Origin of the sequence: Hyphobacterium lacteum (genome assembly GCF_036330345.1) — a bacterium.
In the GTDB taxonomy this organism is placed as follows: Bacteria; Pseudomonadota; Alphaproteobacteria; order Caulobacterales; family Maricaulaceae; genus Hyphobacterium; species Hyphobacterium lacteum.
Genome location: NZ_JAZDRP010000003.1, coordinates 87,446 through 113,196 on the forward strand (window position 1 = coordinate 87,446; position 25,751 = coordinate 113,196).

Consider the following 25,751-nt stretch of genomic DNA (forward strand, 5'->3'; position numbering starts at 1 on the left):
TTCTCTTTCTAGCCGTTTTCCGCCTCGATTTCCTCGCGCAGGGCTTCCAGCTCCAGCCAGAGGGTTTCCTTGTCGTCCAGCGAGGCCTGGGCGTAGGCCAGCGCTTTCGAGGCGGCGTTGAAGCGCTCTGGATCGCGCGTGAACAGATCGGGTGACGCCAGCTCGGTTTCCAGACTCGCAATCTCCTCGCCCAACTGATCGATCTCGCCGGGCAGCTTTTCCAACGTATACCGGTCCTTGTTCGCCATTTTCCGCTTTTCGGTTTTTGGCGCGGACGAGGTGCCGGTTCTGGCCGGCGTTGAAGACTTCACGGCCTTGCGCGAGGCCAGGTCCGACCCGCGCTGGGCGATCATGTCGGAATAGCCGCCGGCATAGATCTGCCAGTGGCCCCCGCCCTCCGGTGCAATGACGCGCTCCGCGATCCGGTCAAGAAAATCCCGGTCGTGGGTGATCAGAATGACCGTGCCGGAATAGTTGGCAATAAAATCCTCGAGCAGATCGAGTGTTTCCAGATCGAGATCATTGGTCGGCTCGTCCAGCACCAGCACGTTCGAGGGACGCGCCAGCGCGCGGGCCAGCAATAGCCGCGCCTTCTCGCCGCCCGACAGGGTTTCAACCGGCGTGCCGGCCTGTTCCGGGCGGAACAGGAAATCCTTCATGTAGGACATGACATGGCGGGTCTGGCCGCCAACCTCGACCATGTCGCCGCCGGGCGATAGCGCGTCTTTTACCGTCCATTCCGGATTCAGCGCAGCCCGGTGCTGGTCCAGCGTCGCTATTTCCAGATTGGTACCAAAACGGATCTCGCCAGCGTCCGGTTCGAGCTCTCCAATCAGCATTTTCAGAAGCGTCGTCTTGCCGGCACCATTGGGGCCGATGAGGCCGATCTTCTCACCGCGCTCGATCCGGATCGAGAAATCCCGGACCAGCACATTGTCTCCGAACGCCTTGGCGAGATCAGCCGCCTCGACAACGCGCTTGCCGGTTTTCCCCGCATCGCTTTGTTCGATAGATACAAGTCCGACGCTTTTTTCGTGCGTTTTGTGCTTTTGCCGCAGTTCCGCCAGCTCGCGCATGCGCCGGACATTGCGTTTGCGGCGGGCCGTCACGCCATAGCGGACCCAGTGTTCTTCGCGGGCAATCTGCCGCGATAACTTGTGCTGTTCCTCGGCTTCTTTCTCGAGAAGATCATCCCGCCAGTCCTCGAACGCGGCAAAGCCCTTGTTCAATTCCTGGGTCATCCCCCGGTCCAGCCATACGGTCTTCCGCGACAGGTTCGAGAGGAAGCGCCGGTCGTGCGAGATCAGGACCAGCGCCGACCCGCAAGCCTTCAGCTCGCCTTCCAGCCATTCGATGGCTGGCAAGTCGAGATGGTTTGTCGGCTCGTCCAGAAGCAGGAGGTCGGGCGCCGGTGCCAGGGCGCGGGCCAGCGCTGCGCGCCGCCGTTCGCCTCCCGACAGCTTGTCAGTGCCCTCATCACCGGTCAGCCCGAGCGCGTTGAGATAATAGAGCGCCTGGTGTTCATCATCTCCGGGAGCAAGCCCGGCGCGGACATAATCGAAAACGTTTGAATATTCGGTCAGGTCCGGATCCTGCTCGAGATAGCGCACGGTTGCCCCGGGGTGGATGAAGCGTTCGCCGCTGTCGGCCTCGACGAGGCCGGCGGCAATTTTCAGGAAGGTCGACTTGCCAGACCCGTTGCGCCCGACCAGGCAGATCCGGTCGCCTTCTGAAACCGTCAGGCTGGCATCGCTCAAGAGCGGCGTAACGCCATAGGTCAGCGCCATTGATTGCAAGGTCAGGATCGGCGGATTGGCCATCAGCTGGTGACGCCGTCTCCGGCGAAGGCCTTTTCGATCACGAATTGCGCCGGGGCGGCATTCGAACCTTCCTTGAAGCCGCGCTCGACCATCATGTCCTTGAGGTCGCGCAACATGGCTTCCGATCCGCAGATCATCACCCGGTCGGTGGCCGGGTCGATATCAGGCCGGCCGATCACCTCGAACAATTCGCCATTATTGATCAGGTCCGTGATCCGTCCGCGCTGGGATTGCGTGTCATCGCGTGTGGTCGAGGTGAAATGGATCAGCCGGTCGCCGACCAGCTCGCCGACCAGCGGGTCCTTGCGGATGTCCTCGACCAGCTGTTTGCCGTATTCCAGCTCCTCGCCGGTGCGGCAGGTATGGGTGAGGATGACTTCCTTGAATTTCTCATAGGTCTCCGGCTCGCGGATGATGCTGGCAAAGGGTGCCAGCCCGGTTCCGGTCGAGAACAGATAGAGATGCTCACCCGGCACCAGCGCGTCATGAACCAGCGTCCCCGTCGGCTTCTTGCCCAGAAGGACACCGTCGCCGACTTCGATATGTTGCAGCTCGGTGGTCAGCTGCCCCCCCGGCGCCTTGATGGAATAGAATTCCAGCTCCTCGTCCCAGGTCGGACTGCAGATGGAATAGGCCCGCAGCACCGGCTTTCCGCCGATCATCAGCCCGATCATGATGAATTCGCCGGCCCGGAATCGGAACGCCTGCGGCCGCGTGATCCGGAAGGAAAACAGCGTGTCGGTCCAGTGCTTCACGGCGGTGACGCGCTCGACCGTGCAGGTCTTCGGCGGTGTGAAATCGTCGATCAGGATATTGTCGAACATCGGGGAGGGTCCGGCGGGTGTTATCGGGTCGGCGCTTACTTAGCCCCTCCCGCCGTGAAATGCACGGGGACGCGCTGTCACAGGAATCCGGGCTTTGTCTCCTTTCTGGAAACAGTATCTTTCAGATCGGCTGGTTTTTATCCGCAGAGGAGAAGGTATCTCTGCCGTCAACAGCTGTGAGCTGGTGAGTTTGAGGAGAGACAGACATGTCCAACACCCTTCTTCGCGTCGATGCCAGCATGCGCAAGACCGGTTCGCGCAGCCGTGCCATTGCCGACCGGCTGGTCGAGCAATTGTCCGCCGGCCAGACCTTTGACCGCGTGATTGAACGCGATCTGACCGACGGCGTTCCTTTCGTCGATGAAGCCTGGATCGATGCCAACTTCACCGATCCAGCACAACGGACCGATGAGCAGAATGCTGTCCTGAGCCCTTCCGACGCCTTCGTCAGCGAGCTGAAGGACGCGGATACGCTGGTGATCGCGACACCGATCTATAATTTCGGTGTCCCGGCCGCGTTGAAGGCCTGGGTCGACATGATTGCCCGCGCACGCGTTACTTTCCGCTACACACCGAATGGTCCGGAAGGCTTGTTATCCGGCAAGACGGCGTATGTGGTTGTGGTCTCCGGCGGCACCCCGATCGACAGCGGGATTGACTTTGCTACCCCCTATATCCGGCAGGCGTTGAAGTTCGTTGGCATCACGGATGTGACGGTTGTTGCTAGCAGCCTGGCGGGTACCGATGCCGCAACCGCCGATGCCTCGGTGCGCGAAGCTCTCCAAGCTCTCGCGGCCTGACGGAGCCAGTCATACCCCTCTGAAAAGGCGCCCGTTTTCCGGCGCCTTTTTTGTTCCATTGACTCTTGTTCCGCGCGGAACAAAAATAGAACAAATGATCGAGCCATCGGGGATAGACAGCCTCGTGCAGCCCGCCAGCGGCTTGCGCGGTGAGGACGCTTCTGCCGCCTTTCCATTCGGACTGGCGGTCGAGGGCGTGCACGAGATTGCCGAGGCCCGCTACGGCGATGCGGGCGCAGCAGCGGGCTTTGCCCTGTCGGCTCTGGCGCAATCCCGGCCGGGAGTGTGGCTGTGGGTCCGCGAGCGGACGATCACGCTCGATCAGGGCCGGATCACCGGATTGGGCGCGGCCGCCTTCGGGCTGGACCCGTCGCGTTTTCTCTTTGTTGAAGCGGCCTCCTCGCTGGAGGCGTTGCTGGCGACCGAGGAAGGGCTGCGCTCCGGCGCCATTGCGGCAGTCATCACCGAGGTGCGTGATGTGGATTTTACCGCCAGCCGCCGCCTGATCCTCGCCAGCGAACAGACGGGCACGCCCTCTGTCCTGCTTTTGCCGCATCGGCGGGAAGGAGCCACGGCGGCCCATGCCCGCTGGCGCATCGCACCCGCCCCCTCGGCGCCGAATCTGTTTGACCGCCGCGCGCCGGGCAAGCCGCGCTGGCGCGCCACGCTGGAACGGTCGCGGCTGGCGCCCGGGCAGGCCGGCCGCGCCTTTGATCTGGAGTTTGACGATGAGACGCTATGCCTGCGTCTGGTTTCCGGACTGGCCGATCGACCGGCTGCGCCGCGCCCGGCGCGGCCGGGACATATCCTGCCTTTCCGGAAAGCCGGATGATCCGCCTTTCATCCTGACCGAGCAGGGTGTGACCGGCCTGCGCGTGGCGGCCGCGAATGTGGCGGCCAACCGTCTGGGGATCGGACCGGGCCTGCGCTTTGCCGATGCCAAGAGCCGCGCCCCGCATTTGCAGGCCGAACCCATTGATCGCGGGGCTGATGCCGCAGCGCTGGAGGCGCTGGGCCTGTGGGCGACGCGCTGGACGCCGCTATCCGCCATGGATGGAATGGACGGGTTGCGGCTGGATATCACCGGCTGTGGCCGCTTCTTCGGCGGCGAAGGAGCGCTGCTCAACGAGATCGGCGAGCGCTTTGCCCATGACGGTTTTTCCTGCCGCATCGGGGCTGGGCCAACACCGGGCGCGGCCTGGGCGCTGGCGCATCATGGAGAGGACCGGGTCAATGTCTGCCGCGCCGATGAGCGTGTTGAGGACGCGCTGAAGGACCTGCCGGTTCAGGGATTGCGCCTGTCGGAGGCCGCCGAACGCCTTTTACGCCGCTTCGGTCTGACCCGGATCGGCCAGCTCTATGACATCGACCGCACGGCGCTGACCCGGCGCTTTGCCTCGCGCGAAGCCGCTGATGCGGTGCGCCTGCGGCTGGATCAGGCGCTGGGCCTGATGTCCGAGCCTCTCACCCCGCTGCGTCCGCCGCCGGATTATGTAGCGCGGCAGAGTTTCGTTGATCCGCTGATTTCCGGCGAAGGCATTGTCGCCGGGCTGGCCAGTCTCTCGGAACAGCTGTGCCGGCAGCTCGAGAAAGACGGGAAAGGCGCCCGTGATTTCACCCTCACGGCCTTCCGCTCGAATGGCACGGCCAGCCTGGTTTCGCTCTCGACGGCCCGGCCGGTGCGTGACCCCGCCCATATCCGGCGCCTCTTCCGCGACCGGATCGAGACTATCGATCCGGGGTTCGGGATCGATCTCCTGGTCTTTTCCGCTGCCCGTCCCGACCATCTGGAAATAGAGGCCCGGCACCTCTCCGCTGATCTGGCGCCCGGTCCGGTTGACCGGGAGGCACTGTCAGCACTGGCTGACCGGCTGACGGCAAGGCTGGGGGAGGGCGCAGTCAGACTGGCACGGCCTGTCGACAGCCATGATCCCGTGCGCGCCGAGGGCGGTGTGGCGTTCGAAGGTCAGGAAGAGAGCTGGGAGGTGTCGCTGTACGCGCCACGTGGTGACCGTCCCGTCCGCCTGTTCGACCGGCCGGAAGCCGTGGATGTGCTGGCTGAAGTGCCGGACGGCCCGCCCATCCGTTTTGTCTGGCGCCGTGTCGCCCGCCGGGTAATGCGGGCCGACGGGCCGGAACGCATCGCACCGGAATGGTGGCGTACCTTCAATGCCGAGGCCCGGGCGCGGGATTACTATCGCATCGAGGATGAAGAGGGGCGCCGTTACTGGGTGTTCCGGGATGGTCTGTATCAGGACGGGCGCGGCGGACCACCGCGCTGGTTCGTTCAGGGGCTTCTGGCATGAGCGCTTATGCCGAGCTCCAGGTCACCACCAATTTCTCCTTCCTGCGCGGGGCCTCGCATGCGGAGGAGCTGGTCCTGCAGGCAAGGGCGTCCGGCCTGTCAGCGATCGGCATTTGTGACCGCAATACGCTGGCGGGCGTGGTGCGGGCGCATCTGGCGGCAAAGGAGCATGGTCTCAAACTTCTGGTCGGTTGCCGGCTGGATCTGATCTGCGGGCTCAGCCTGCTCTGTTATCCGACGGACCGCGCCGCCTATGGCCGGCTCTCCACCCTGCTGTCCGAGGGCAAGATGGGCGATGTGCCCAAGGGCGAGTGCCACATCACGCTGGAGGATGTGAAATCCCGTGCGGAAGGGCAGATCTTCATCATTGTGCCACCGCGGCAGCGGGATCAGGCCTTCGAGGCGCAACTGGCGGATCTCGCCCGCCTCTGGCCCGGGCGCTGCTATCTGGCGGCGACCTACCGGCTGGATGGCCGCAATCGCGAAGCTATTGCCCGATTGGCCGCGTTGGGCGAGCGGACCGGCGCACCCATCGTGGCGACCAATGACGTGCTCTACCACATCCCTCACCGGCGGCCCCTGCAGGACGTGCTGACCTGTATCCGCGAAGGCGTGACCATCGACACGGCCGGCTTTCGGCTCGAAGCCAATGCCGAGCGCTACATCAAGCCGCCCGAGGAAATGGCGCGGCTGTTTGCCGGCCATGAGGCGGCTCTGGCCCGCACGATGGAGATTGCCGATCGCTGTGACTTCTCCCTGGATGAGCTGGCCTATCATTATCCCGACGAGCCGGTACCTCCCGGCAAGACCGCCCAGCAACATCTCACCGATCTCACCTGGGAAGGCGCAGCCGACCGCTACCCTGAGGGTGTGCCGGAGCGGGTGAAGGTTTCGATCCGCAAGGAGCTCGCCCTGATCGAGGCACTCGGTTATCCGCAATACTTCCTGACCGTGCATGACATTGTCGCCTGGGCCCGCGCGCAGGGCATTCTCTGTCAGGGGCGGGGCTCGGCGGCGAATTCCTCGGTCTGTTTCTGCCTCGGCATCACCTCTGTCGATCCGGACAAGTCCAGCCTGCTGTTCGAGCGCTTCATGTCGAAGGAACGCCGGGAGCCACCCGATATCGATGTTGATTTCGAGCATGAGCGCCGCGAGGAGGTGATCCAGTATGTCTACAACCGTTATGGCCGGCACCGGGCGGCCCTGACTGCCACCGTGATTTCCTACCGCCCGCGCTCGGCTGTGCGCGAGGTGACCAAGGCGCTGGGCCTGTCCGAGGATGTCGGCGCGGCCATGGCTGGTACGGTCTGGGGCAGTTGGGGGCGCGAGGTCTCCGACAAGCGCATTGAGGAGGCGGGGCTGGATCCGGCCAATCCGATGATCCGGCGGGCGATAAGACTCACCACAGAGCTGATCGGCTTTCCGCGCCATCTCTCCCAGCATGTCGGCGGCTTCGTTCTGACCCAGGGGCCACTGATCGAGACCGTCCCGATTGGCAATGCCGCAATGGAGGACCGCACCTTCATCGAATGGGACAAGGACGATATCGACGCGCTCGGCATCATGAAGGTGGATGTGCTGGCACTGGGCATGCTGACCTGTCTGCGAAAAGGGTTCGATCTCATCGCCCTGCATGGCGGGCCGCGATATGATCTTGCCAACATCCCGTCCGAGGATCCCGAAACCTATGACATGCTGTGCCGCGCGGATTCTGTCGGCGTCTTCCAGGTCGAGAGCCGCGCCCAGATGAACATGCTGCCGCGCCTGAAACCGCGGAATTTCTACGACCTCGTCATCGAGGTGGCGATTGTCCGCCCCGGGCCGATCCAGGGCGATATGGTTCATCCCTATCTCCGCCGCCGGAACGGTATTGAACCGGTGGTCTTTCCGTCACCCTCGCCGGAGCATGGTCCGGCGGACGAGCTGGAGCAGATCCTCGGCCGCACACGGGGTGTGCCGCTCTTCCAGGAACAGGCCATGCAGATTGCCATTGATGCGGCCAAATTCACCCCGGACGAGGCCAATGGCCTGCGCCGGGCGATGGCAACCTTCCGCAAGGTCGGCACTATCCAACACTATGAGGAGAAGATGGTGAACGGCATGGTCAATCGCGGCTATGACGAGACCTTCGCCAAACGCTGCTTCGATCAGGTGAAGGGATTTGGCGAGTACGGTTTTCCCGAAAGCCATGCCGCCAGCTTTGCCCTGCTCGTCTATGTCTCCTCCTGGATGAAATGCCACCGGCCGGATGCTTTTGCTGCAGCCATTCTCAACGCCCAGCCCATGGGATTCTATGCCCCCGCCCAGCTGGTGCGGGATGCCCGCGAACACGGCGTCGAGGTCCGCGGGGTGGACATCAACCATTCTGACTGGGACTGCACGCTGGAACCGGCAGAAGACGGGCCCTGGCCCTGTGCCCTGCGGCTGGGTATGCGGCTGGTTGACGGTCTGCGGCAGGAGGATGCCGAGCGGCTGATGCAGGCGCGCGGCGCGGGTTATGAGGATCCGGCCGCCCTGCGCCGCCGGGCAGGCCTGCGCCGCCAGCCACTGGAAGCCCTGGCCGCAGCTGACGCCTTCCGCTCGGTCGGGCTCGACCGCCGTCAGGCGCTATGGGCGGTGCGCGGCGAAACCAAGGATCTCGCCCTGCCGCTGTTTGCGGCGGCCGACATGAAGGAACAGGGAGCCGATGCACCGGTGACATTGCCCGCCATGCCGGCCTCGGAACATGTGCTGCAGGACTATCAGACCATCCGCCTGTCGCTGAAGGATCACCCGATGCGCTTTTTGCGCCAAGCCTATGGCGAGATGGGCGTGAAGACCACGAATGTGATCAACCATTTGCGGAATGGCTCGCGCGCCATGCTGGCCGGTGTGGTGCTGGTGCGCCAGCGCCCCGGCTCGGCCAAGGGCGTGTGCTTTATCACCATCGAGGACGAGACCGGCATCGCCAATCTGGTCGTCTGGCCGCGGGTCATGGAGCGCTACCGTCCCGTGGTGATGGGCGCTCGCGTTCTTCTGGTGAAGGGGCGGGTGCAATCAGCCGAAGGCGTGGTCCACCTCGTTGCCGACGAGCTGATCGACCGCACCCATGATCTGATGCTGCTATCGGAAGATGCCCGCCGGGCGATGGACAATGCGCTGGCCCATGCTGATGAGGTGCGCCGTCCGATCGACGATCAGCGCGTGCCGGCTCCGCGCCATCCGCGCAATGTCCGGATCATCCCGAAAAGCCGGGATTTTCACTAGGCGCGCCGGAAAACCGGCAGTGTCCCATAGGTGAGGGCGCGCCACGCCCATTCCAGCGGGCCGAAATTGAAGAAACGCAGCCAGATATGGCTGAATACGACCTGGCCGGCAAAGCCGCCAATGGCGATCAGTGTGGTCTGCGTGATGCCGATCTCGCCCATCAGGTCGAGCCCCGGCCCGACGCCGAACAGCACATAGCCGATGATGAAGCTCTGGGTAACGTAATTGGTCAGGGCCATCTTTCCGACCGGCGCCAGCAGGCCGAAGACCTTGCCGCCCCAGCCGGTGCGCAGGGCCAGCACAATGCCGCTGACATAGCCCGCCGCAATCAGCGGTGTTGCAAACGTATGCAGCAGGGAATTGAGAATTTCGATCCAGGGTGCTTCGCCCAGCAACTCCGTGTGCTCGGCTCCCAGCTGAAGCAGAAGCCCCGCGGGCAGGGTAATCAGGAAGACCTTGCGGAAGCCGGGCAGGTAATCGTCTGCCCGCGCAATCCAGCCCTTCCGGCCTACCCACATGCCGACCAGGAAGCGCCCCAGCGCATAGATGATCCAGCCGACGCCGGCGGTCAGGAACCAGTCGAGCAGGGTGTAGTCCCAGAAATTGCCGACCAGCCCCCAGTAATCGCCGGTCTCGGACAGGGCCTGCCGGACCAGGATGGCCGGCGCCTCGTAAAGCGCATCCACGCCGAGTGACGCGCCCAGCCCGCTCAGTTCGAGGCCGAGCTCGACGATCGGCCGCCCGGCCAGTCCGAACAGCAGGCCCAGGAGGATTACCACCCGGTCGCTGGCATTGCGGAACAGAAGCAGCAGAAAGCCGCAGACGGCATAGAGCGTCAGGATCTCCCAGACCCAGATGAAGGCCAGATGGAACAGGCCGAAGGCCAGCAGCACCGTCAGCCGCCGCGCATAGATCGCCACGAAATTGTCGAAGCGTTGTGAGAGGCGGTCCATCTGCACGTAGAAGCCCAGCCCGAACAGGAAGGCAAAGAGCGTGTTGGCCTTGTCATTGACGAAGAGGTTGACCAGCAGCTCCGTCCAGCCGTCAATTCCGGCCGTGGAGAGCGCCGCCCGCTGTTCTTCGGTTGATACGACATGCGCATTGAAAAAGACGATATTGGCGATGAAGACGCCGAGCAGGGCAAAACCCCGCAAGACATCCATATCGGTAATGCGCTCCTTTGCGCTGACGGGCGCCGCGCTGCTGGCTGGATCTGTCATGATTATCCCCTCTCCCCGTAAGGACTTAAGGACAAATCCGACAGAAAGTCACCTGAAACGCGAACGGGGGATACGCGGAAAGACCATCCCTCTTTTGCGGAAATGTGGAGTCTTGTTCATTAGGCAAAATAACGGGCAAAGCCCTATGGTCGATTGAACAGGACAGGCGAGGGACGCCGCGCCATGGCGCGGTGATGAAATCATGTTGGAAATCAAGAACCTTTCGAAAACCTACGGCAATGGTGTCCGGGCGCTGGACGATGTCTCGCTCTCCATCCCCAAGGGAATGTATGGCCTTCTGGGGCCGAACGGAGCTGGCAAATCCACCCTGATGCGGACCCTGGCGACCCTGCAGGCACCAGATCGCGGCACAGCGACTTTTGGTGATATCGACATTATCAGGCAGCCCAAGGCGCTGCGCGCCACGCTGGGCTATCTGCCGCAGGATTTCGGCGTCTATCCGCGAATGTCTGCCCGCGCCATGCTGGATCATCTGGCTGTGCTCAAGGGCATCACCAGCGGAAAGGAACGCAAGCGCGTCGTCGAGGGTCTGCTCGAACAGACCAATCTGAAACAGCATGCGAACAAATCGGTTGCCTCTTACTCGGGCGGTATGCGCCAGCGCTTTGGCATCGCCCAGGCTCTGCTTGGTGACCCGCAATTGATCATTGTTGACGAGCCGACGGCCGGCCTCGACCCGGAAGAACGCAACCGTTTCCACAACCTCTTGTCCGAGATCGGCGAGAATGTTGTCGTCATTCTCTCGACCCATATCGTCGAGGATGTTGCCGATCTCTGCCCGCTCATGGCGATCATGAACCAGGGCAAGATTGTTTCCCAGGGCGCTCCGGGCGATCTCATCGCAGCGCTGGAGGGCAAGGTCTGGTCCAAGCATGTCGCAAAGCCGGACCTGCCGGCACTGCGCGCCCGACTCAACGTGATATCGGAGCGGCTGGTGACCGGCCAGGTCTTCGTTCGTGTCATCTCGGATACGGACCCGGGCGATGGCTTCGAGGCCGCAACGCCGGACCTTGAGGACGTCTATTTCGCGACCATCGCCCAGGGCCGTCAGGCCGCGGCAGCCGCTTAAGCGCGGTTATCGGGAGGACGCGACATGTTATTCAAGATCGCCGGCTTTGAATTCCGGTTCCAGCTTTTTTCACCCGCCTCGATCGCGATCTTCGCGATTTTCTTCCTGCTGACCTTTGGCGGCGTTACCATTGACCAGATCCAGGTCGGCGGGGGCGGCGCGGTCAACATCAATTCGCCCAACGCGCTGACCACGAACATTCTGATTTTCTCCGTTTTCGGGGCCATCATTCCAACTGTCTTCCTGTCTTCGGGTGTATTGCGCGATTTCGGGTTCAAGACTTCAGAGCTGTTCTATTCACGGCCGGTCCGTGAGTTCGATTTTGTGCTCGGCCGCTTCATCGGCGGCTTCGTGATCACCGCAGCCGTGTTCGCTGCCGTACCGATTGCCTTCCTGATCGGTTCGTTGATGCCCTGGCTGGATCCCGAGCTGATCGGACCGACCGTGCTCTGGCACTATCTCTATCTCTTCGGCGTCTTCGGGCTTGTGAACATGTGGGTGGTGGGAACCATCCTCTTTACGGTCGCCAATTTCACTCGGTCCACAGTCGTAACCTACGCGGCATTCGTCGGGCTTCTGGTCCTCTATTTCGTCGGACTCGGCCTGTCCCAGACACAGCCGGAATTGCGCGATTTCTTCGCCCTGATCGACCCGTTCGGTTTCAACACGTTCGGCGAGATGACCCGCTACTGGACCGTGTCCGACCAGAATGCCCGTGTCGTCGGTTTTGAGGGCGTGATGATGCAGAACCGGCTGATGTGGCTGGGCATCGGATTCGTGCTGCTGGTGCTTAACGTCCTGACCTTCCGCTTCCGCCGGGGTGGCGCCATCAGGCTGGGCAAGTCGCGGCAGGTGGCTGCCGGAGCGACCCATGCCATTTCGGAAATCGATCTGCCGCGCGCGACCCCGCGTCTCGATGGCGGCGCCGCATTCCAGCAATTCCTGTCGCGCCTTGATTTCGAGGTCAAAGGTGTTGTCCTGAATGTTGCTTTCTGGATCCTTCTGGTCCTGGGGCTGCTGAACACCATTCCCGGCTTCTTCCTGGGCAATGAGATCTACGGCACACCGAACTATCCGGTCACACGCATCATGGTGCAGGTGATCGAGGGCGGCTTTTCCTGGCTGCCCTTCGTGGTCGTGATTTACTACGCCTCGGAAGTGATGTGGCGGGAGCGCCGCTTCGGCTTTTCCTACATTGTTGATGCGACACCGACCCCGAGCTGGGTATTCATCTCGACAAAATTCCTCGCCCTTTGCGTAGTCATTGCTTCATTGATTGGCGTTTCGCTGATCGCCGGCGGACTGTCACAGCTGGTGCGGGGTTTCGAGCATATCGAGATCGGTCAGTACGCTATCCGCGGTATGATCGGCATGATCATGCCCGCAGCGCTTCTGGCGGCACTGGCGATCTTCGCGCAGGTCCTGTTCAACAATCGCTGGCTCGGCATGGCTGCCCTGCTCGTCTATCAGATCGTGTCGATCGTGATGGCGAATATCGGCCTCGATCATAATCTCTACACTTATGGAAACGCTCCGGGCGCGCCTTATTCCGATATGAATGGATATGGCCACTTCCTGGGTATCCAGCTCTGGTTCTACGCTTATTGGGGCTTCTGGGCACTTCTGCTGCTGGTCTTCTCATACCTGCTGTGGAGCCGGGGATCGCTGACGCCCGTCCTGAAACGGCTGGCGGTGCTGCCGCGCGGTTTCGCCAATGCCGGGACCGGCCTGATCGCCTTTGTCGCGGTCGCCGGGGCCATCTCGACCGGCGGCTGGATATATTTCAATACCAACACCCTGAACGAATATAATTCGTCGAATGCGGTCCGCGCTCTGCAGGCCGAGTATGAGCGGCAATATATTCACCTTCAGGACATTCCCCAGCCGACCATTGTAGACACCGCCTATGAGGTGGAAATCTACCCCGCCGAACGCCGATACACGGCCGATGGGCATTATGTTCTGGAGAATCTGACAGACGAAGCGCTGGATACGCTCTGGATTTCCTACGGTGCCGGAACAACCATTGTCGGGCATGCAGTCGAGGGCGGTTCGCTCACGTCTGAAGACGAGGATTTCTACCTCTACCAGTTCACCCTTGATCCGCCGATGGCGCCGGGCGAGCAGCGCGATTTCGACTTCCAGGTCGAACGCGCAAATCCGGGTTTCCGCAATTCAGGGAATGTGACCACGGTCAATTACAACGGCACATTCTTCAACAATGGCGAGTCGATGGCCATCATCGGCTTCAACGACAACTGGCGTCTCACAGATCGCCAGGAACGCCGCCGCGAGGGGCTCGACCCGATCGACCGGGCCTATCCGCTCGAGGATGAAAGCCGCTGGTATGAAAACGGGATCACGAATTCGCACTATGTCGGTTTCCGGTCGGAGGTTTGTACGTCATCCGATCAGACGGCTGTTGCGCCCGGTTATCTGGAACGCGAATGGTCGGAGACGGATGAGCGCGGCCGTGAGCGGAACTGCTACGAATACGTGATGGATCGCACGATCCTGAACTTCTATTCGTGGCTATCGGCGCGGTATGACGTGGCCGAGCGGACAACGGATGGCGTCCTTTATCAGGTTTTCTATCACCCGGATCATGCCTGGAATGTCGAGCGTATGCTCGAGGCCGGCGAAGACTCCATCGGTTATTTTTCAGAACATTTCAGCCCGTTCCAGTATCGCCAGTACCGGATTCTGGAATTCCCGGCCTACCAGACCTTTGCCCAGTCCTTCCCGAACACCATCCCGTTCTCGGAAGGCATCGGCTTCATCGCCAATCTGACGGACCCGTCGGAAATCGACTATGTCTACTACGTCACCGCTCACGAAGCGGCGCACCAGTGGTGGGCGCACCAGGTGATGGCGGCAAATGTGCAGGGCTCGACCATGCTGATCGAAACCTTCGCCCAGTATTCGGCCCTTATGGTGATGCGTCAGGAATACGGCGAGGATCTCATGCGTCGCTTCCTGAAATACGAACTCGATACCTACCTGTCCTCGCGGGGCTCGGAAACGATCGAGGAAGTGCCGCTATACCGCGTCGAGAACCAGCCTTACATCCATTACCGCAAGGGCGCGGTCATCATGTATGCGCTGGCGGACTATCTCGGCGAGGAGACCGTCAATCGTGTCATGCGGCGGCTGATCGAGGAGCGCGCCTATTCCAGCGCCCCCTATGCCACGACCCTCGATTTCCTGCGCATTCTGCGTGAGGAGGCCGGGCCCGAGCACGAGCAGATGATCCACGATTTCTTCGAACGGATCGTGCTGTTCGATCTGTCAGTGACATCGGCCGAGACAACGGAGCTTGAGGACGGCCGTTTCGAGACCACGATCAACGTCGAGGCTCGCAAATTTGTCGCCGATGGCGAGGGTAACCAGACAGAGGAAGACATCGACTACGGTATCGATATCGCCCTCTTCACCTGCAGCCCGGATGATTCCGGTTTCGGCAGTGATCGTGTGCTTCACTTCCAGCGCGAGCGGGTCAATGAGACCGAGATGACCTTCACCATCGTCACAGACGAGGCACCACTCTGGGCCGGGATTGATCCCTACAACAAGCTGATCGACCGTAATTCGGACGACAATCTTTTCCGGATCGCACCAGGCAACTGTGCGTCGGCGGACCAATCGGAAACGGCCCGGCTTATGGAATAGGGCAGGGCGAGCGGTGCTTGATGGCGTTGATCGAGAAATTCGTCTCGATCGCGCCAATGCCGGGAATGGTGTGAAGGCGTTCGCGCAGGAAGCGGGCATAATCGTCATGCCCGCTGACCACCACTTCGAGCAGGTAATCCTGGCCGCCGGACATCAGGTGACATTCCACCACTTCGGCAACGCTGGCGATGCGTTTCTCAAATGTGGTGACGGTTTCCGATGAGTGATCGGTAAGGCGGATGCGGACAAAGGCCGTCACCGCCAGACCGCACGCCTTGCGGCCGATCTCGGCATGATAGCCATGGATCAGCCCGGCCTTTTCAAGCGATCTGACGCGCTTCAGGCAGGGTGAGGGTGACAGGCCGACCGCATCGGCCAGCGCCTGATTCGTCAGACGCCCGTCGCGCTGCAGCGCCATCAGAATTTTCCGATCCAGAGAATCCAGGGCTTTCATGGCAGAATCTGTCCCGATTTATGCAATATGTGGCACAATACGGCAGCACATATCAATTTCATAGCGCTAATCTGATCTCAGTCAGGGAGGCTGCGATGGACGGCTCAGGCAAGATCACGCATGAAAAAGGGTTTTCCACCCGCGCTATTCATGAGGGCTATTCGCCACGAGACGAACATGGAGCGCTGACCCCGCCCCTGCACATGGCGTCGACCTTCACCTTCGACACTGTCGAGGACGCTGGCGCAGCCTTCGCCGGCGAAAAGCCTGCCCACATCTATTCGCGTATTTCCAACCCGACGCTTGACCTCCTCGAAAAGCGGATGGCCTCGCTGGAAGGCGCCGAAGCCGCTGTGGCTTTCGGTTCGGGTATGGGGGCCATTACCGCCGTCCTCTGGAGCCTGGTCGAACCGGGCGACGAAGTGCTCGTCGACAAGACCCTCTATGGCTGCACTTTCTCATTCCTGAATCACGGTCTGGCGAAGTTCGGCGTGAAGATCAGCGATGTGGATATGACAGATATGGACGCGCTGGACGCCGCACTGCAGAGCCGGCCGCGCATCGTCTATTTCGAGAGCGTCGCCAATCCGAACATGCGTGTCATGGACATTGCGGCCATAACCGCGAAGGCGCGTTCTGCCGGCGCTCTCTCCATCGTCGATAATACCTATTGCTCGCCCTATCTGACCCAGCCCGTTCTGTTGGGGGCCGACATTGTCGTCCATTCCGCGACAAAATATCTCGGCGGTCATGGCGATCTCATTGCCGGAATTGCCTGTGGCACACAGGAAATCATGGACCAGGTGCGCCTTTACGGTCTCAAGGACATGACCGGAGCCGCCCTGTCCCCCTTCAATGCCATGCTCATCCTGCGCGGTCTCAAGACGCTGGGTCTGCGAATGCGCGAGCATTCTGCCAATGCCGGCATCGTCGCCCGCTTTCTCGAAGCCCGGCCGGACGTCAGCTGGATCGCGTGGCCGGGGCTGGACAGTTTTCCGCAACGCGAACTGGCAGCGCGCCAGATGCGCCTGCCCGGCGGCATGATCGCCTTCGAGATCAGTGGCGGGAAGGAGGCGGCCATCCGCTTCATGAACCAGCTGCAGATGATCCAGCGGGCCGTCAGCCTTGGTGACGCAGAGACTCTCATTCAGCATCCCGCCTCGATGACGCATTCCACCTATACGCCTGAGGAGCAGGAAGAGCATGGCATCACGCCGGGTCTGATCCGGCTATCGGTGGGGCTGGAGGATTCCGAGGATATTCTGGCCGATCTCGCACAGGCGTTATCTGCCTGACAGTGCTGTTACTTGCCGGTCATTCATGGCCGCACTACTGTCCCGGCAACCGAAAAACGGATGATCCGGGGAGACATCATGTTCCGCACATTTGCTGCGCTGACTGCCAGCGCGCTCGCCTTATCTCTCGCTTATGCGCAAGAGGCCGATCCCGCAGCCAGCGGTGAGGAAGCCGAAGCCGACGGTCCCTGGGATGTCGCCGCGCCGCCGCTGCAAACGCGCTTCATTCCGATCCGTGTCGAGGAAGGCACCTGGATGAGCCTGGACGTCAGCCCTGACGGCCAGACCATTGCCTTCGACCTTCTCGGTGACATCTACACAATGCCGATCACCGGCGGTCAGGCGACCAATATCGCGAGTGGTCTGCCCTGGGAAATCCAGCCCCGCTTCTCGCCGGACGGCACACTGATTGCCTTCACCTCCGACCGCGCCGGCGGCGACAATATCTGGATCATGAACACGGACGGTTCCGACCGCCGCCAGGTCACCAATGAAAGCTTCCGCCTGCTGAACAACCCGACCTGGCACCCGTCGGGTGAATACATCGCAGCACGCAAGCATTACACAACATCGCGGTCTGCCGGGACCGGCGAAATCTGGATGTATCACATCTCGGGCGGTAGCGGCGTGCAGCTGGTGGAGCGCCCCAGCGAGGCCTTCCAGAAAGAACTGGGCGAGCCGATTTTCTCGCCCGATGGCCGTTACGTTTATTACACCCAGAATGTGACCAGCGGGAACACCTTCATCTACGCACAGGATTCCAATACGGACCTGTTCAACATTCTCCGCTACGAACTGGAGACCGGTGAGACCTCGACCGCGGTATCAGGCGCAGGCGGTTCTGTCCGTCCGGCGATTTCTCCTGACGGAAACACCATGGCTTTCGTGCGCCGTGACCGCCTGCAATCCCAGCTCTGGGTGAAGGATCTCCGTTCCGGCGAAGAGCGGATGATCTTTGGTGATCTTGACCGGGACAATCAGGAAACCTGGGGCGTCTACGGCATGTATCCGAACATGGACTGGACGCCGGATGGCAATTCCATCGTCTTCTGGGCCAATGGCCAGATCAACCGTATCGATGTGAGCTCCGGTGAGGTGGTCCAGATTCCGTTCGAAGTGGACGACAGCCGTGAAGTGATCGATCCGCCGCGCCCGCAGACCGAGGTGGCGCCGGCAACGTTCGAGACCCGCATGCCGCGTTTCGCCAATGTTTCGCCAGACGGATCGCAGGTCGTTTTCGAGACGCTGGGACGTCTCTATATCGCCAGCATGTCCGGGGGTGACCCGCGTCCGCTGACCCGCAATGACGGAAGCTATCGCGAGCTCTTCCCGTCCTGGTCGCGCGATGGCCGTTCCATCGTTTTCGTGACCTGGGATGATGAGGAACTGGGCTCGATCCGGACCGTCAACGCCAATGGCCGCGGTGAGCGCGTTCTGACCCGTGAGCCGGGCCATTATCGCCGCCCGGTCTTCTCGCCGGATGGCCGCACCGTGGTCTTCGAGAAAGGCTCAGGCGGTGTACTGACGTCTCGCGAATGGTCCGAGACGACCGGCATTTTCGCCATTCCGGCATCGGGTGGTGAAATGCGTCGCGTCAGCGATTCCGGCTCCGAGCCGCATTTTGGAGCCTCCAGTGACCGGCTCTTCCTGACCACATTCGAAAGCGGACAGCGCCGCCTGGTCAGCACCGACATGAATGGTGAGGCCCGCCGCACGCATGCCCAGTCTGACATGGTATCGGACTACCTCGTCTCGCCGGATGGTCATTACCTGGCCTTCCGCGAGAATTATGATGTCTATGTCATGCCGATGCCGCCGGGACCGCAGGAAGTCTCTGCCGGCATGTCGGCTTCGGCTCTGCCGGTCACGGAAGCCTCGCTCAATGGCGGGACCTACCCGTCCTGGTCGGGGGGCAGCGAGTCCATCCACTGGACCATGGGCCCGGTGCTGTATTCCGCGTCGATCGACGAGATGATCCCGCATCGCCCGGCTGGCGAGGATGATGACGCTGAGGGGTTTGCGCCGCCAGAAACCGGCCGTTCGCTCGCCGTGACAGCGGCATCGGATGTGCCGGACACGACGGTCGCGCTGACCGGTGCCCGTATCATCACCATGACGGATGAGGATGGCGGCATTATCGAGAACGGGACTGTAATCGTTGAGCGCAACCGCATCGTGGCGGTCGGCAGTGCTGACGAGGTCACGGTGCCGGAAGGTGCCGAGATTGTCGACGTCACCGGCCGGACCATTATTCCGGGACTGATCGATGCACACGCGCACGGCCCGCAAGGTACAGACGAGATCATTCCGGAAGAAAACTGGTCGACCCTGGCGCATCTGGCCTTCGGCGTGACCACCATTTTCGATCCGTCCAGCTCGGCCAGCCACATTTTCGTGGCCGGTGAATACCAGCGCGCCGGCCTGCAGCTGCAGCCGCGCACCTATTCCACCGGTGAGGTGGTTTATGGTGCTCGGGCGCCGGGTTTCTTCGCGCGGATCGAGGATTATTCGGACGCTGAAGAGCACATTTTCCGTCTCGCGTCTCAGGGCGCACACGGCATCAAGAACTACAACCAGCCACGCCGGAACCAGCGCCAGCAGGTCGTGGCAGCCTCGCATGAGGCCGGTGTGATCGTGGTCGCCGAAGGCGGCTCCAACTATCACATGGACATGTCGCTGGTGGCCGACGGCAATACCTCGCTGGAGCACAATCTGCCGGTCGAAATGATCTATGAGGACGTCATGCAGATGTTCTCGCAGACCCAGGTTGCCTACAATCCGACCATTGTAGTCACCTATGGTGGCTTGGCCGGCGATCCGTACTGGCGTTCGCGCATGAATATCTGGGAGCACCCCATCCTGTCGCGGCATGCACCGCCCAGCGTGCTCAACGGATCCATCCGCCGGACCTGGGCGCCGGAACATGACTATGTCGACGATGACAGCGCGGTGACGGCCCTCATGCTGGCCGATCGCGGTGTGTTGATGGCGATCGGTGCGCACGGCCAGGAAGAAGGCCTCGCCGCTCACTGGGAGATGTGGTCGCTGGGCCGGGGCGGCGCAACGCCGATCCAGGCGCTGCGGGCTGCAACCATCGCGCCCGCCATCCATCTCGGCTTCGATCGGGATCTCGGCTCGATCGAGGAAGGCAAGCTGGCCGACCTCGTCATTCTCGACGGCGATATCCTCGCCGATATCGAGAATTCCGATCAGATTGACATGATCATGCTCAATGGCCGTCTCTATGACGCGGAAACGCTGAACGAGACCGTCACCGGTGATCGTGTGCGTGGTGCCTATTTCTGGGAATAGGGTTTAACCGATCTTCGAAAGCCAGGCCGCGAAGCGCTCCATGACCGCTTCGCGGCCTTTCTCATTGAGCGTCTCGTGCCGGAAATCCTCGAGAATTTCCTGCGTCGCGCCATAGCCGGCGCGGCGCAGCCGCTCGCCTAGAGCCTCGATGGCCTTGCCGCCATTGGTTGCCGGGTCTTCCGTACCGCCGACGAGATGGAAGGGCATGGTCTTCGGCAGCGATTTCCAGTTTTTCTCATCGGCCGCATAGGCGATCCCGCCGGCAAAATCCCGCCAGAGCGACCAGCTCGCCGTCCAGCCACACAGCGGATCGGCGACATACTTGTCCACTTCGGCGAGATCGCGTGACAGCCAGCCGGATTCCGGCCGGTCGGATTTGAACTTCTTGTCCCAGGCCTTGAAGGTCAGCTGGTCGATCAGTCCCGCTGGAGACTCCGGCCTTGAGAACGTCATTCCCAGACCGGAAACGAATTTGAGGAGGCCTGCGGCATCCTTGTCGATATTCGAGTTCCAGACCGCACAGCCCTTGACCGTATCCGGATGACGCAGCGTGTAATTCATGGCGACCACGCCGCCCATGGAATGGCCGAAACAGACAATCGGCTGGCCGGGATAATTTGCCTGCAGCGCATCATTCACAGCCTTGACGTCGGCGATTACCTTTTCCCAGCCATTCCGGGTGGCGAAGACCCGCGGCTGGCCATCGGGCGCCGTCGTCTTGCCATGGCCGCGATGATCGTGCGCGATAACCGCCCAGCTCTGGCTGGCCAGGAAGTCGGCAAAACCCTCATAGCGCGCGCCGTGCTCGGCCAGGCCGTGATTGATCTGGACGATGCCGCGCAACTCCCCCTCTGCCGGCCGCCAATAGGTCGTCAGCTGCGCCCCGGTCGGGCTCTCGATAATGCCTTCTTCAAACGCCATGAATCTCTCCCTCGGTGACACGCTAGCGCTCCCTTCCCGGTTTCGCCAGCCACGTTATAGTCCGGTGTCGGACGGCTGAGGGGGAGAGGGCATGTTTCGGGACAAGACCGCTATTCTGGCGATCGATCAGGGCACCACATCGTCACGCGCTATCGTGTTTTCGCGCAAGGGCGAAGTGATCTCGCTGGCTCAGCAGGAATTTCCCCAGATCTATCCCAAACCCGGCTGGGTCGAACATGATCCGGAAGTGATCTGGGCGACGGTCATCGCCACGGCCCGCAGGGCGCTGAAGGACGCCAGGGCCAAGGGCTGGAAACCGGCCTGTATCGGTATCACCAATCAGCGCGAGACCGCGATTGTCTGGGACCGGGCGACGGGTGATCCGATCCACAATGCCATTGTCTGGCAGGACCGGCGCACGGCGCAGACCTGTCAGCAACTGGCTGCGGATGGTCATGAGGAGATGATCCGCGAAAAGACCGGCCTGGTGCTGGATCCCTATTTCTCGGCAACAAAATTCGCTTTCATTCTGGATGCAGTCGACGGCGCTCGCGAACGCGCGGCGAGCGGCGAGCTGGCGTTCGGCACGGTCGATACCTTCCTGCTGTGGCGCCTGACCGGTGGTGAGCACCGGACGGATGCCAGCAATGCCAGCCGCACCTCGCTCTATGATCTGAAGGCCGGCCAGTGGGATGACGGGCTTTGCCGGCTGTTCGGCGTTCCCATGTCCGGCCTGCCGGAAGTTTGCGACAATGCCGGGCCGCTGGGCACCAGTTTGAAGACGACGATAGGCGAGGAATTGCCGGTCACCGGCATGGCAGGTGACCAGCAATCAGCGGCCATTGGCCAAGCCTGTTTCAAACCGGGGCAGGTCAAATCCACCTATGGCACCGGCGCCTTCCTGATCATGAATACCGGCTCCGACATGGCAGTCTCGGAGAACCGCCTCCTCTCGACCGTGGGATGGCGCCTTGATGGCAAGACCACTTTTGCGCTGGAAGGGTCAATTCTGTCGGCCGGAGCGACTGTGCAATGGCTGCGCGACGGGCTGGGCCTGTTTTCAAAAGCGTCGGAGATCGAGGCGTTGGCGGCATCGGCCGATCCGGACAGCGGCGTTTATCTGGTACCCGCCTTTGCCGGCCTCGGGGCGCCGCATTGGGCTGCGGATGCCCGCGGCACAATCACAGGCCTGACGCGCGGGTCGGGCCGGGCCGAAATTGCACAGGCAGCGCTTGATGCCGCAGCCCATCAGACCGCTGACCTGCTCCAGGCGATGGCCCGTGACGGGGTCGCGGCAGACAAGCTGAAAGTCGATGGTGGCATGTCGGCCAATAACCGCTTCCTGCAGCGCCTGGCCGATTTCTGTGGTGTGCCGGTGGTCCGGCCGGTCAATGCCGAGACTACAGCGTGGGGCGCAGCCTTCCTGGCCGGGCTGGGGGCTGGCCTGTTTCACAGCCTCGAGGATGGCCGCGCGCTCTGGCAGGCCGATCAGGCCTATTCGCCCTCAATGAAAGCCGAGCAACGTGATCAGCAACGCTCGGGCTGGCAACGCGCTGTTAGCCAAGCGCTGGCGGGCGTTTGACCTCTCCTGAAATCACACCAAATTATCGTTCAGGAATATGTGGGGATTATTCATGCGCCTTGCCTTTCTCGGACTTGCCCTTGTGTTGACCGCCTGCTCCAGCCGTGAAGTGCCGGTCGAGCCCGATCCGGCCACTCGCTTGACGACCCCGCAGGGCAATATTGTCGGCTATGTCGAGGACAGTGGCGCCCATGTCTGGCGCGCCATCCCCTACGCCCGGCCGCCGGTTGGCGACATGCGCTGGCAGCCGGCCCTGGCTCATTCCGGATGGGACGGCGAGCGTGAAGCCATCACGGCCCCCACGCCCTGCCCGCAATTGGGTAATGGTCTGAACGCCGACATGCTGGGTATCGAGGTCGGCGAGGTGGCCGGCAGCGAGGATTGTCTCTACCTGGACGTCTACGCCCCGCCCAATGCCCGGGATTTGCCGGTCATGGTCTGGATCCATGGCGGATCCAACACCTGGGGCTATGCTGACCAGTATAATGGTTCGCAGTTGGCGATGGACCAGAATGTGGTTGTCGTCGTGGTCCAGTACCGTCTGGGTCCAATCGGCTTTTTCTCTCACCCGGTGTTGCGAGAGTCCGGTTCGGGGGTCGCGAATTTCGCGCTGACCGATCATCTCGCAGCTCTGAATTGGGTGCAGGACAATATCGCCAGCTATGGCGGGGATGCCGGAACGGTCACGATTTTCGGTGAAAGTGCCGGCGGTACCAATGTGGCCGCGCTGATGGCGTCTCCCCTGGCCTCCGGCCTCTTCCATCGCGCGATCATGCAATCCGGTTCGGCCAGTTCGGTCCAGCAGGACGAGGCCGAGAATGGCGGCGGGTTCACCGTGCACCCGTTCAATGAGGCAGCGCAGGCCATTACCGGCGCGGAGGTTTCCGCTGAAGCCCTGCGGCAGGCCTCGCTTGTGGATATCTACGCAGCCTTCACCGGTGCTGACGGGCGTCTGGAAGTGCCGACCGTGATCGCTGATGGCGTCTCGATTCCGGCGGGCGGTGTCATGTCGGCTTTCGACAGCCTCGAAACCTTCAATGCCGTGCCGCTGATTACCGGGACCAATCGCGACGAGACCAAGCTCTATAATGGCCTCAATGAGGACTTCGTCGCCCGGCCGCTGGGAATTCTCTTCCGGATCCGCGACGAAAACCTTTACAACGCCGTGGCCGATTATCAGGGCCGTATCTGGGCGATCTCGGGTGTTGACGAGGTGGCCGATGCCATCACAGCGGCCGGCAATGATGATGTGTGGACCTACCGTTTCGACTGGGATGAGGGCGGTGCGAACTTCTTCCTCGACTCCTCGCGTGTTTTTGGCGCCATGCATTCCATGGAAATCCCCTTCGTCTTCAACCATTTCAACTTCTTCGGTCCACGCCTCGATCCGATCGCCTTTGACAGCTCCAACGAGGCCGGGCGCCTGGCACTGGCGCATGAAATGGGAAGCTATTGGGCCCGGTTTGCGCGCCAGGGCGATCCCGGTGCCAGCTGGACGCGCTGGAGCGATGGCCCGGCCCGCATGCGGTTTGATTCACCGGAAGCCGGGGGATCCCAAATGATGCCGGGGCGTTTCACCCTGCCGGATCTGGCAGCCGATATTATGTCGGATCCGCATCTGCCGGAGGAGCGTCGATGCGAACTGGTGGAGGCCATGCAGGGGCCCTATTTTGATGACGCCAACGCGCTGGGCCCGCTGACCGATTGCTGATCAGAGCTCGTCGCTGGCATAGGGGCCAGCGGCCTGGCGCCATGGATTGACCGACATTTCCCGCTGCATGGACGGGAAGGCGCGATGTGAGCAAGCTGCACGCTCGCACAGCCGGCAGGTGATGCCGACCGGTGTGGCCGTGCGATGCAACAGCGCGTCGGCGAAGATTGTCTCGTCAGCGCGAGCCCATTCACATCCGACCGCGACCGCCTGCAGGACAGGGGGTTCGTTGGGGCCGGCCGGTCGGGACACCGCCTTGGCTATCGACAGATATTCGGAATTGTCGGGCAGGGCGAAGCGCTGGGTATGCAGGCGTTCCTGTGCGCGGAAAGCTTCGAATAGCGACCATTTCGGACAGGAGCCCCCCGATCGCGCAAACGGCAACACGCCGCTGCCGAACCGCTTCGATACATTTCCGGCCGGATCAATCCGCACCATGAAAAAGGGAATACCGCTGCGATCCGGCCTGTGCAGCGTGGTCAGCCGGTGGCAGGTCGCCTCGAAGCCCAGACCGAATTGCCGTTGCAAGGATTCGATATCATAACGCAGCTTCTCGGCGCTGGTCAGAAAGGTCTCATAAGGAGCCAGCAGCGCGCCAGCGAAATAGCGCGCCAGCCCCATCCGGTAGAGGGCTTGTTCGGCCTTCGTCTCCAGGCCGGCATCCTTGACCTGCCTGTCCAGCAAATCGTCAAACTCCAGCAGGGCCATCGTTGTGGCCAATTGCATGGGCCGGGCAAGTGGCGAGAGCCTGTCGGACAGCATCAGCCGCCGCGTGTGGAAGTCCATCCGCTGACGGGCTCCCCCCATGACCGCATCCTCGAAGGTCCGCACGACAATGCCGTGCTCTGTTTTCAGCCGCTCCTCGAGCACGGTGACCCGGTTATCGAGTGTCAACTTCAGGCTGGCGCCAAACTCGTCGGCAGCGGCCTCGATCGCCGCGAAATAATTATTCCGCCGGTCGATCGCGTTACGCACCGCCTCGGTATCATTAAGGCGGCCGGGCTGATCTCCACCCTGGAGCTGGGCGGCCAGGTCCGCCGATGATTCCGCTGCGCTTCGATAGGCCTGGTGCATCTGCGTCAGGGCTTCGGCAGCGCGGGGTTGGGTCTCGGCCAGTTCGGTCAGCTCTGTCCGGTCCAGCTCCAGCGCGGCCAGTGCCGGGTCTGCCGCGGCGGCTTCGAGATCGGTGATCAGCTGACGATCCGAGCCTTCCGCGAGACTGCGCACATCAATGTCGAAGGCTTGAGCCAGCGCCAGTAACACGCGGGCCGTCACGGGACGTTGATTGCGCTCCAGAAGGTTCAGATAACTTGGCGACAGGCCGAGAAGGTCAGCGGCGTCAGCCTGTGTCAGACCACGTTCGCGCCGCAGGCGGCGCAGCCTGGCGCCGGCGAATATTTTTTCGGCTTGCAGATCCATGATGTCAATTATTCACAAAACGACATAATGACAAGTAATTAATGAATACATCTGTGCTTCTTTCCCCGTTTTGGAGCATGGAC

Annotated in this window: 16 protein-coding genes; 10 read left to right on the forward strand and 6 right to left on the reverse strand. The window is 61.9% G+C overall.

Annotated elements, in window-relative coordinates:
- Nucleotides 1–8: 8 nt before the first annotated feature.
- Both V0U79_RS05260 and V0U79_RS05265 read right to left on the reverse strand, forming a co-directional pair.
- A complete protein-coding gene (locus tag V0U79_RS05260) occupies nucleotides 9–1,820 on the reverse strand; it encodes an ATP-binding cassette domain-containing protein (protein WP_330198430.1) in 1,812 nt (603 codons plus the stop codon).
- The gene (locus V0U79_RS05265) at nucleotides 1,820–2,644 is read right to left on the reverse strand and encodes a ferredoxin--NADP reductase (RefSeq protein WP_330198431.1); all 825 of its coding nucleotides are present in this window, start codon (nucleotides 2,642–2,644) and stop codon (nucleotides 1,820–1,822) included. The genes V0U79_RS05260 and V0U79_RS05265 overlap by 1 nt, the downstream gene beginning before the upstream one ends.
- Nucleotides 2,645–2,850: 206 nt before the next feature.
- Here V0U79_RS05265 and V0U79_RS05270 point away from each other — a divergent pair, with 206 nt between their 5' ends.
- The 4 genes from V0U79_RS05270 to V0U79_RS05285 all read left to right on the forward strand — a co-directional run bounded on the left by V0U79_RS05270 (nucleotide 2,851) and on the right by V0U79_RS05285 (nucleotide 8,995).
- The gene (locus tag V0U79_RS05270) at nucleotides 2,851–3,444 is read left to right on the forward strand and encodes an FMN-dependent NADH-azoreductase (protein ID WP_330198432.1); all 594 of its coding nucleotides are present in this window, start codon (nucleotides 2,851–2,853) and stop codon (nucleotides 3,442–3,444) included.
- A 94-nt stretch (nucleotides 3,445–3,538) separates the two neighbouring features.
- Nucleotides 3,539–4,276: an ImuA family protein gene (locus tag V0U79_RS05275; RefSeq protein ID WP_330198433.1), complete on the forward strand. Its 738-nt coding sequence runs from the start codon at nucleotides 3,539–3,541 to the stop codon at nucleotides 4,274–4,276.
- On the forward strand, nucleotides 4,173–5,750 hold the full coding sequence (locus V0U79_RS05280; protein WP_330198434.1) for a Y-family DNA polymerase: 1,578 nt from the start codon (nucleotides 4,173–4,175) through the stop codon (nucleotides 5,748–5,750). The genes V0U79_RS05275 and V0U79_RS05280 overlap by 104 nt, the downstream gene beginning before the upstream one ends.
- Nucleotides 5,747–8,995: an error-prone DNA polymerase gene (locus V0U79_RS05285; RefSeq protein WP_330198435.1), complete on the forward strand. Its 3,249-nt coding sequence runs from the start codon at nucleotides 5,747–5,749 to the stop codon at nucleotides 8,993–8,995. Before V0U79_RS05280 ends, V0U79_RS05285 begins: the two co-directional genes overlap by 4 nt.
- Here V0U79_RS05285 and V0U79_RS05290 read toward each other — a convergent pair.
- Complete coding sequence (locus V0U79_RS05290) at nucleotides 8,992–10,215, reverse strand: DUF418 domain-containing protein (RefSeq protein ID WP_330198436.1); 1,224 nt, start codon at nucleotides 10,213–10,215, stop codon at nucleotides 8,992–8,994. The two genes, V0U79_RS05285 and V0U79_RS05290, sit on opposite strands and share 4 nt — an antisense overlap.
- Nucleotides 10,216–10,417: 202 nt before the next feature.
- Here V0U79_RS05290 and V0U79_RS05295 point away from each other — a divergent pair, with 202 nt between their 5' ends.
- Nucleotides 10,418–11,305 (forward strand): ABC transporter ATP-binding protein, encoded by an 888-nt coding sequence (locus tag V0U79_RS05295; RefSeq protein ID WP_330198437.1) that lies wholly within the window; start codon nucleotides 10,418–10,420, stop codon nucleotides 11,303–11,305.
- 24 nt (nucleotides 11,306–11,329) lie between these two features.
- Nucleotides 11,330–14,974 (forward strand): ABC transporter permease/M1 family aminopeptidase, encoded by a 3,645-nt coding sequence (locus V0U79_RS05300; RefSeq protein WP_330198438.1) that lies wholly within the window; start codon nucleotides 11,330–11,332, stop codon nucleotides 14,972–14,974.
- On the opposite strand, the gene V0U79_RS05305 is transcribed toward V0U79_RS05300, so the two are convergent.
- Nucleotides 14,964–15,428: an Lrp/AsnC family transcriptional regulator gene (locus V0U79_RS05305; RefSeq protein WP_330198439.1), complete on the reverse strand. Its 465-nt coding sequence runs from the start codon at nucleotides 15,426–15,428 to the stop codon at nucleotides 14,964–14,966. The genes V0U79_RS05300 and V0U79_RS05305 overlap by 11 nt on opposite strands.
- Nucleotides 15,429–15,523: 95 nt before the next feature.
- Between V0U79_RS05305 and V0U79_RS05310 the strand changes: the two genes are divergently transcribed.
- Nucleotides 15,524–16,723: a methionine gamma-lyase gene (locus V0U79_RS05310; RefSeq protein WP_330198440.1), complete on the forward strand. Its 1,200-nt coding sequence runs from the start codon at nucleotides 15,524–15,526 to the stop codon at nucleotides 16,721–16,723.
- Between the two features lie 78 nt (nucleotides 16,724–16,801).
- Nucleotides 16,802–20,035 (forward strand): amidohydrolase family protein, encoded by a 3,234-nt coding sequence (locus V0U79_RS05315; protein ID WP_330198441.1) that lies wholly within the window; start codon nucleotides 16,802–16,804, stop codon nucleotides 20,033–20,035.
- 3 nt (nucleotides 20,036–20,038) lie between these two features.
- Here V0U79_RS05315 and V0U79_RS05320 read toward each other — a convergent pair whose 3' ends face one another.
- Nucleotides 20,039–20,956, reverse strand: coding sequence for an alpha/beta fold hydrolase (locus tag V0U79_RS05320; protein WP_330198442.1), 918 nt, complete (start codon nucleotides 20,954–20,956; stop codon nucleotides 20,039–20,041).
- Nucleotides 20,957–21,047: 91 nt separating this feature from the next.
- Between V0U79_RS05320 and glpK the strand changes: the two genes are divergently transcribed.
- Together glpK and V0U79_RS05330 are read left to right on the forward strand one after the other, a co-directional pair.
- Entirely contained in the window at nucleotides 21,048–22,538 is a 1,491-nt protein-coding gene (gene glpK / locus V0U79_RS05325) for a glycerol kinase GlpK (protein WP_330198443.1), read from the forward strand.
- Between the two features lie 52 nt (nucleotides 22,539–22,590).
- A complete protein-coding gene (locus tag V0U79_RS05330) occupies nucleotides 22,591–24,249 on the forward strand; it encodes a carboxylesterase family protein (protein WP_330198444.1) in 1,659 nt (552 codons plus the stop codon).
- Here V0U79_RS05330 and V0U79_RS05335 read toward each other — a convergent pair whose 3' ends face one another.
- Nucleotides 24,250–25,668 carry a helix-turn-helix domain-containing protein gene (locus V0U79_RS05335; RefSeq protein ID WP_330198445.1) on the reverse strand — a complete coding sequence of 473 codons (1,419 nt, stop codon included), beginning with the start codon at nucleotides 25,666–25,668 and terminating at the stop codon, nucleotides 24,250–24,252.
- Between the last annotated feature and the right edge of the window lie 83 nt (nucleotides 25,669–25,751).

Bases quoted from the DNA above. Each gene is read 5' to 3' on its own strand.
- V0U79_RS05315 (WP_330198441.1), top strand. From the start codon at position 16,802: ATGTTCCGCACATTTGCTGCGCTGACTGCCAGCGCGCTCGCCTTATCT.
- V0U79_RS05285 (WP_330198435.1), top strand. From the start codon at position 5,747: ATGAGCGCTTATGCCGAGCTCCAGGTCACCACCAATTTCTCCTTCCTG.
- V0U79_RS05260 (WP_330198430.1), bottom strand. From the start codon at position 1,820: ATGGCCAATCCGCCGATCCTGACCTTGCAATCAATGGCGCTGACCTAT.
- V0U79_RS05300 (WP_330198438.1), top strand. From the start codon at position 11,330: ATGTTATTCAAGATCGCCGGCTTTGAATTCCGGTTCCAGCTTTTTTCA.
- V0U79_RS05290 (WP_330198436.1), bottom strand. From the start codon at position 10,215: ATGACAGATCCAGCCAGCAGCGCGGCGCCCGTCAGCGCAAAGGAGCGC.
- V0U79_RS05320 (WP_330198442.1), bottom strand. From the start codon at position 20,956: ATGGCGTTTGAAGAAGGCATTATCGAGAGCCCGACCGGGGCGCAGCTG.
- V0U79_RS05280 (WP_330198434.1), top strand. From the start codon at position 4,173: ATGAGACGCTATGCCTGCGTCTGGTTTCCGGACTGGCCGATCGACCGG.
- V0U79_RS05265 (WP_330198431.1), bottom strand. From the start codon at position 2,644: ATGTTCGACAATATCCTGATCGACGATTTCACACCGCCGAAGACCTGC.
- V0U79_RS05270 (WP_330198432.1), top strand. From the start codon at position 2,851: ATGTCCAACACCCTTCTTCGCGTCGATGCCAGCATGCGCAAGACCGGT.
- V0U79_RS05310 (WP_330198440.1), top strand. From the start codon at position 15,524: ATGGACGGCTCAGGCAAGATCACGCATGAAAAAGGGTTTTCCACCCGC.
- V0U79_RS05305 (WP_330198439.1), bottom strand. From the start codon at position 15,428: ATGAAAGCCCTGGATTCTCTGGATCGGAAAATTCTGATGGCGCTGCAG.
- V0U79_RS05275 (WP_330198433.1), top strand. From the start codon at position 3,539: ATGATCGAGCCATCGGGGATAGACAGCCTCGTGCAGCCCGCCAGCGGC.
- glpK (WP_330198443.1), top strand. From the start codon at position 21,048: ATGTTTCGGGACAAGACCGCTATTCTGGCGATCGATCAGGGCACCACA.
- V0U79_RS05330 (WP_330198444.1), top strand. From the start codon at position 22,591: ATGCGCCTTGCCTTTCTCGGACTTGCCCTTGTGTTGACCGCCTGCTCC.
- V0U79_RS05295 (WP_330198437.1), top strand. From the start codon at position 10,418: ATGTTGGAAATCAAGAACCTTTCGAAAACCTACGGCAATGGTGTCCGG.
- V0U79_RS05335 (WP_330198445.1), bottom strand. From the start codon at position 25,668: ATGGATCTGCAAGCCGAAAAAATATTCGCCGGCGCCAGGCTGCGCCGC.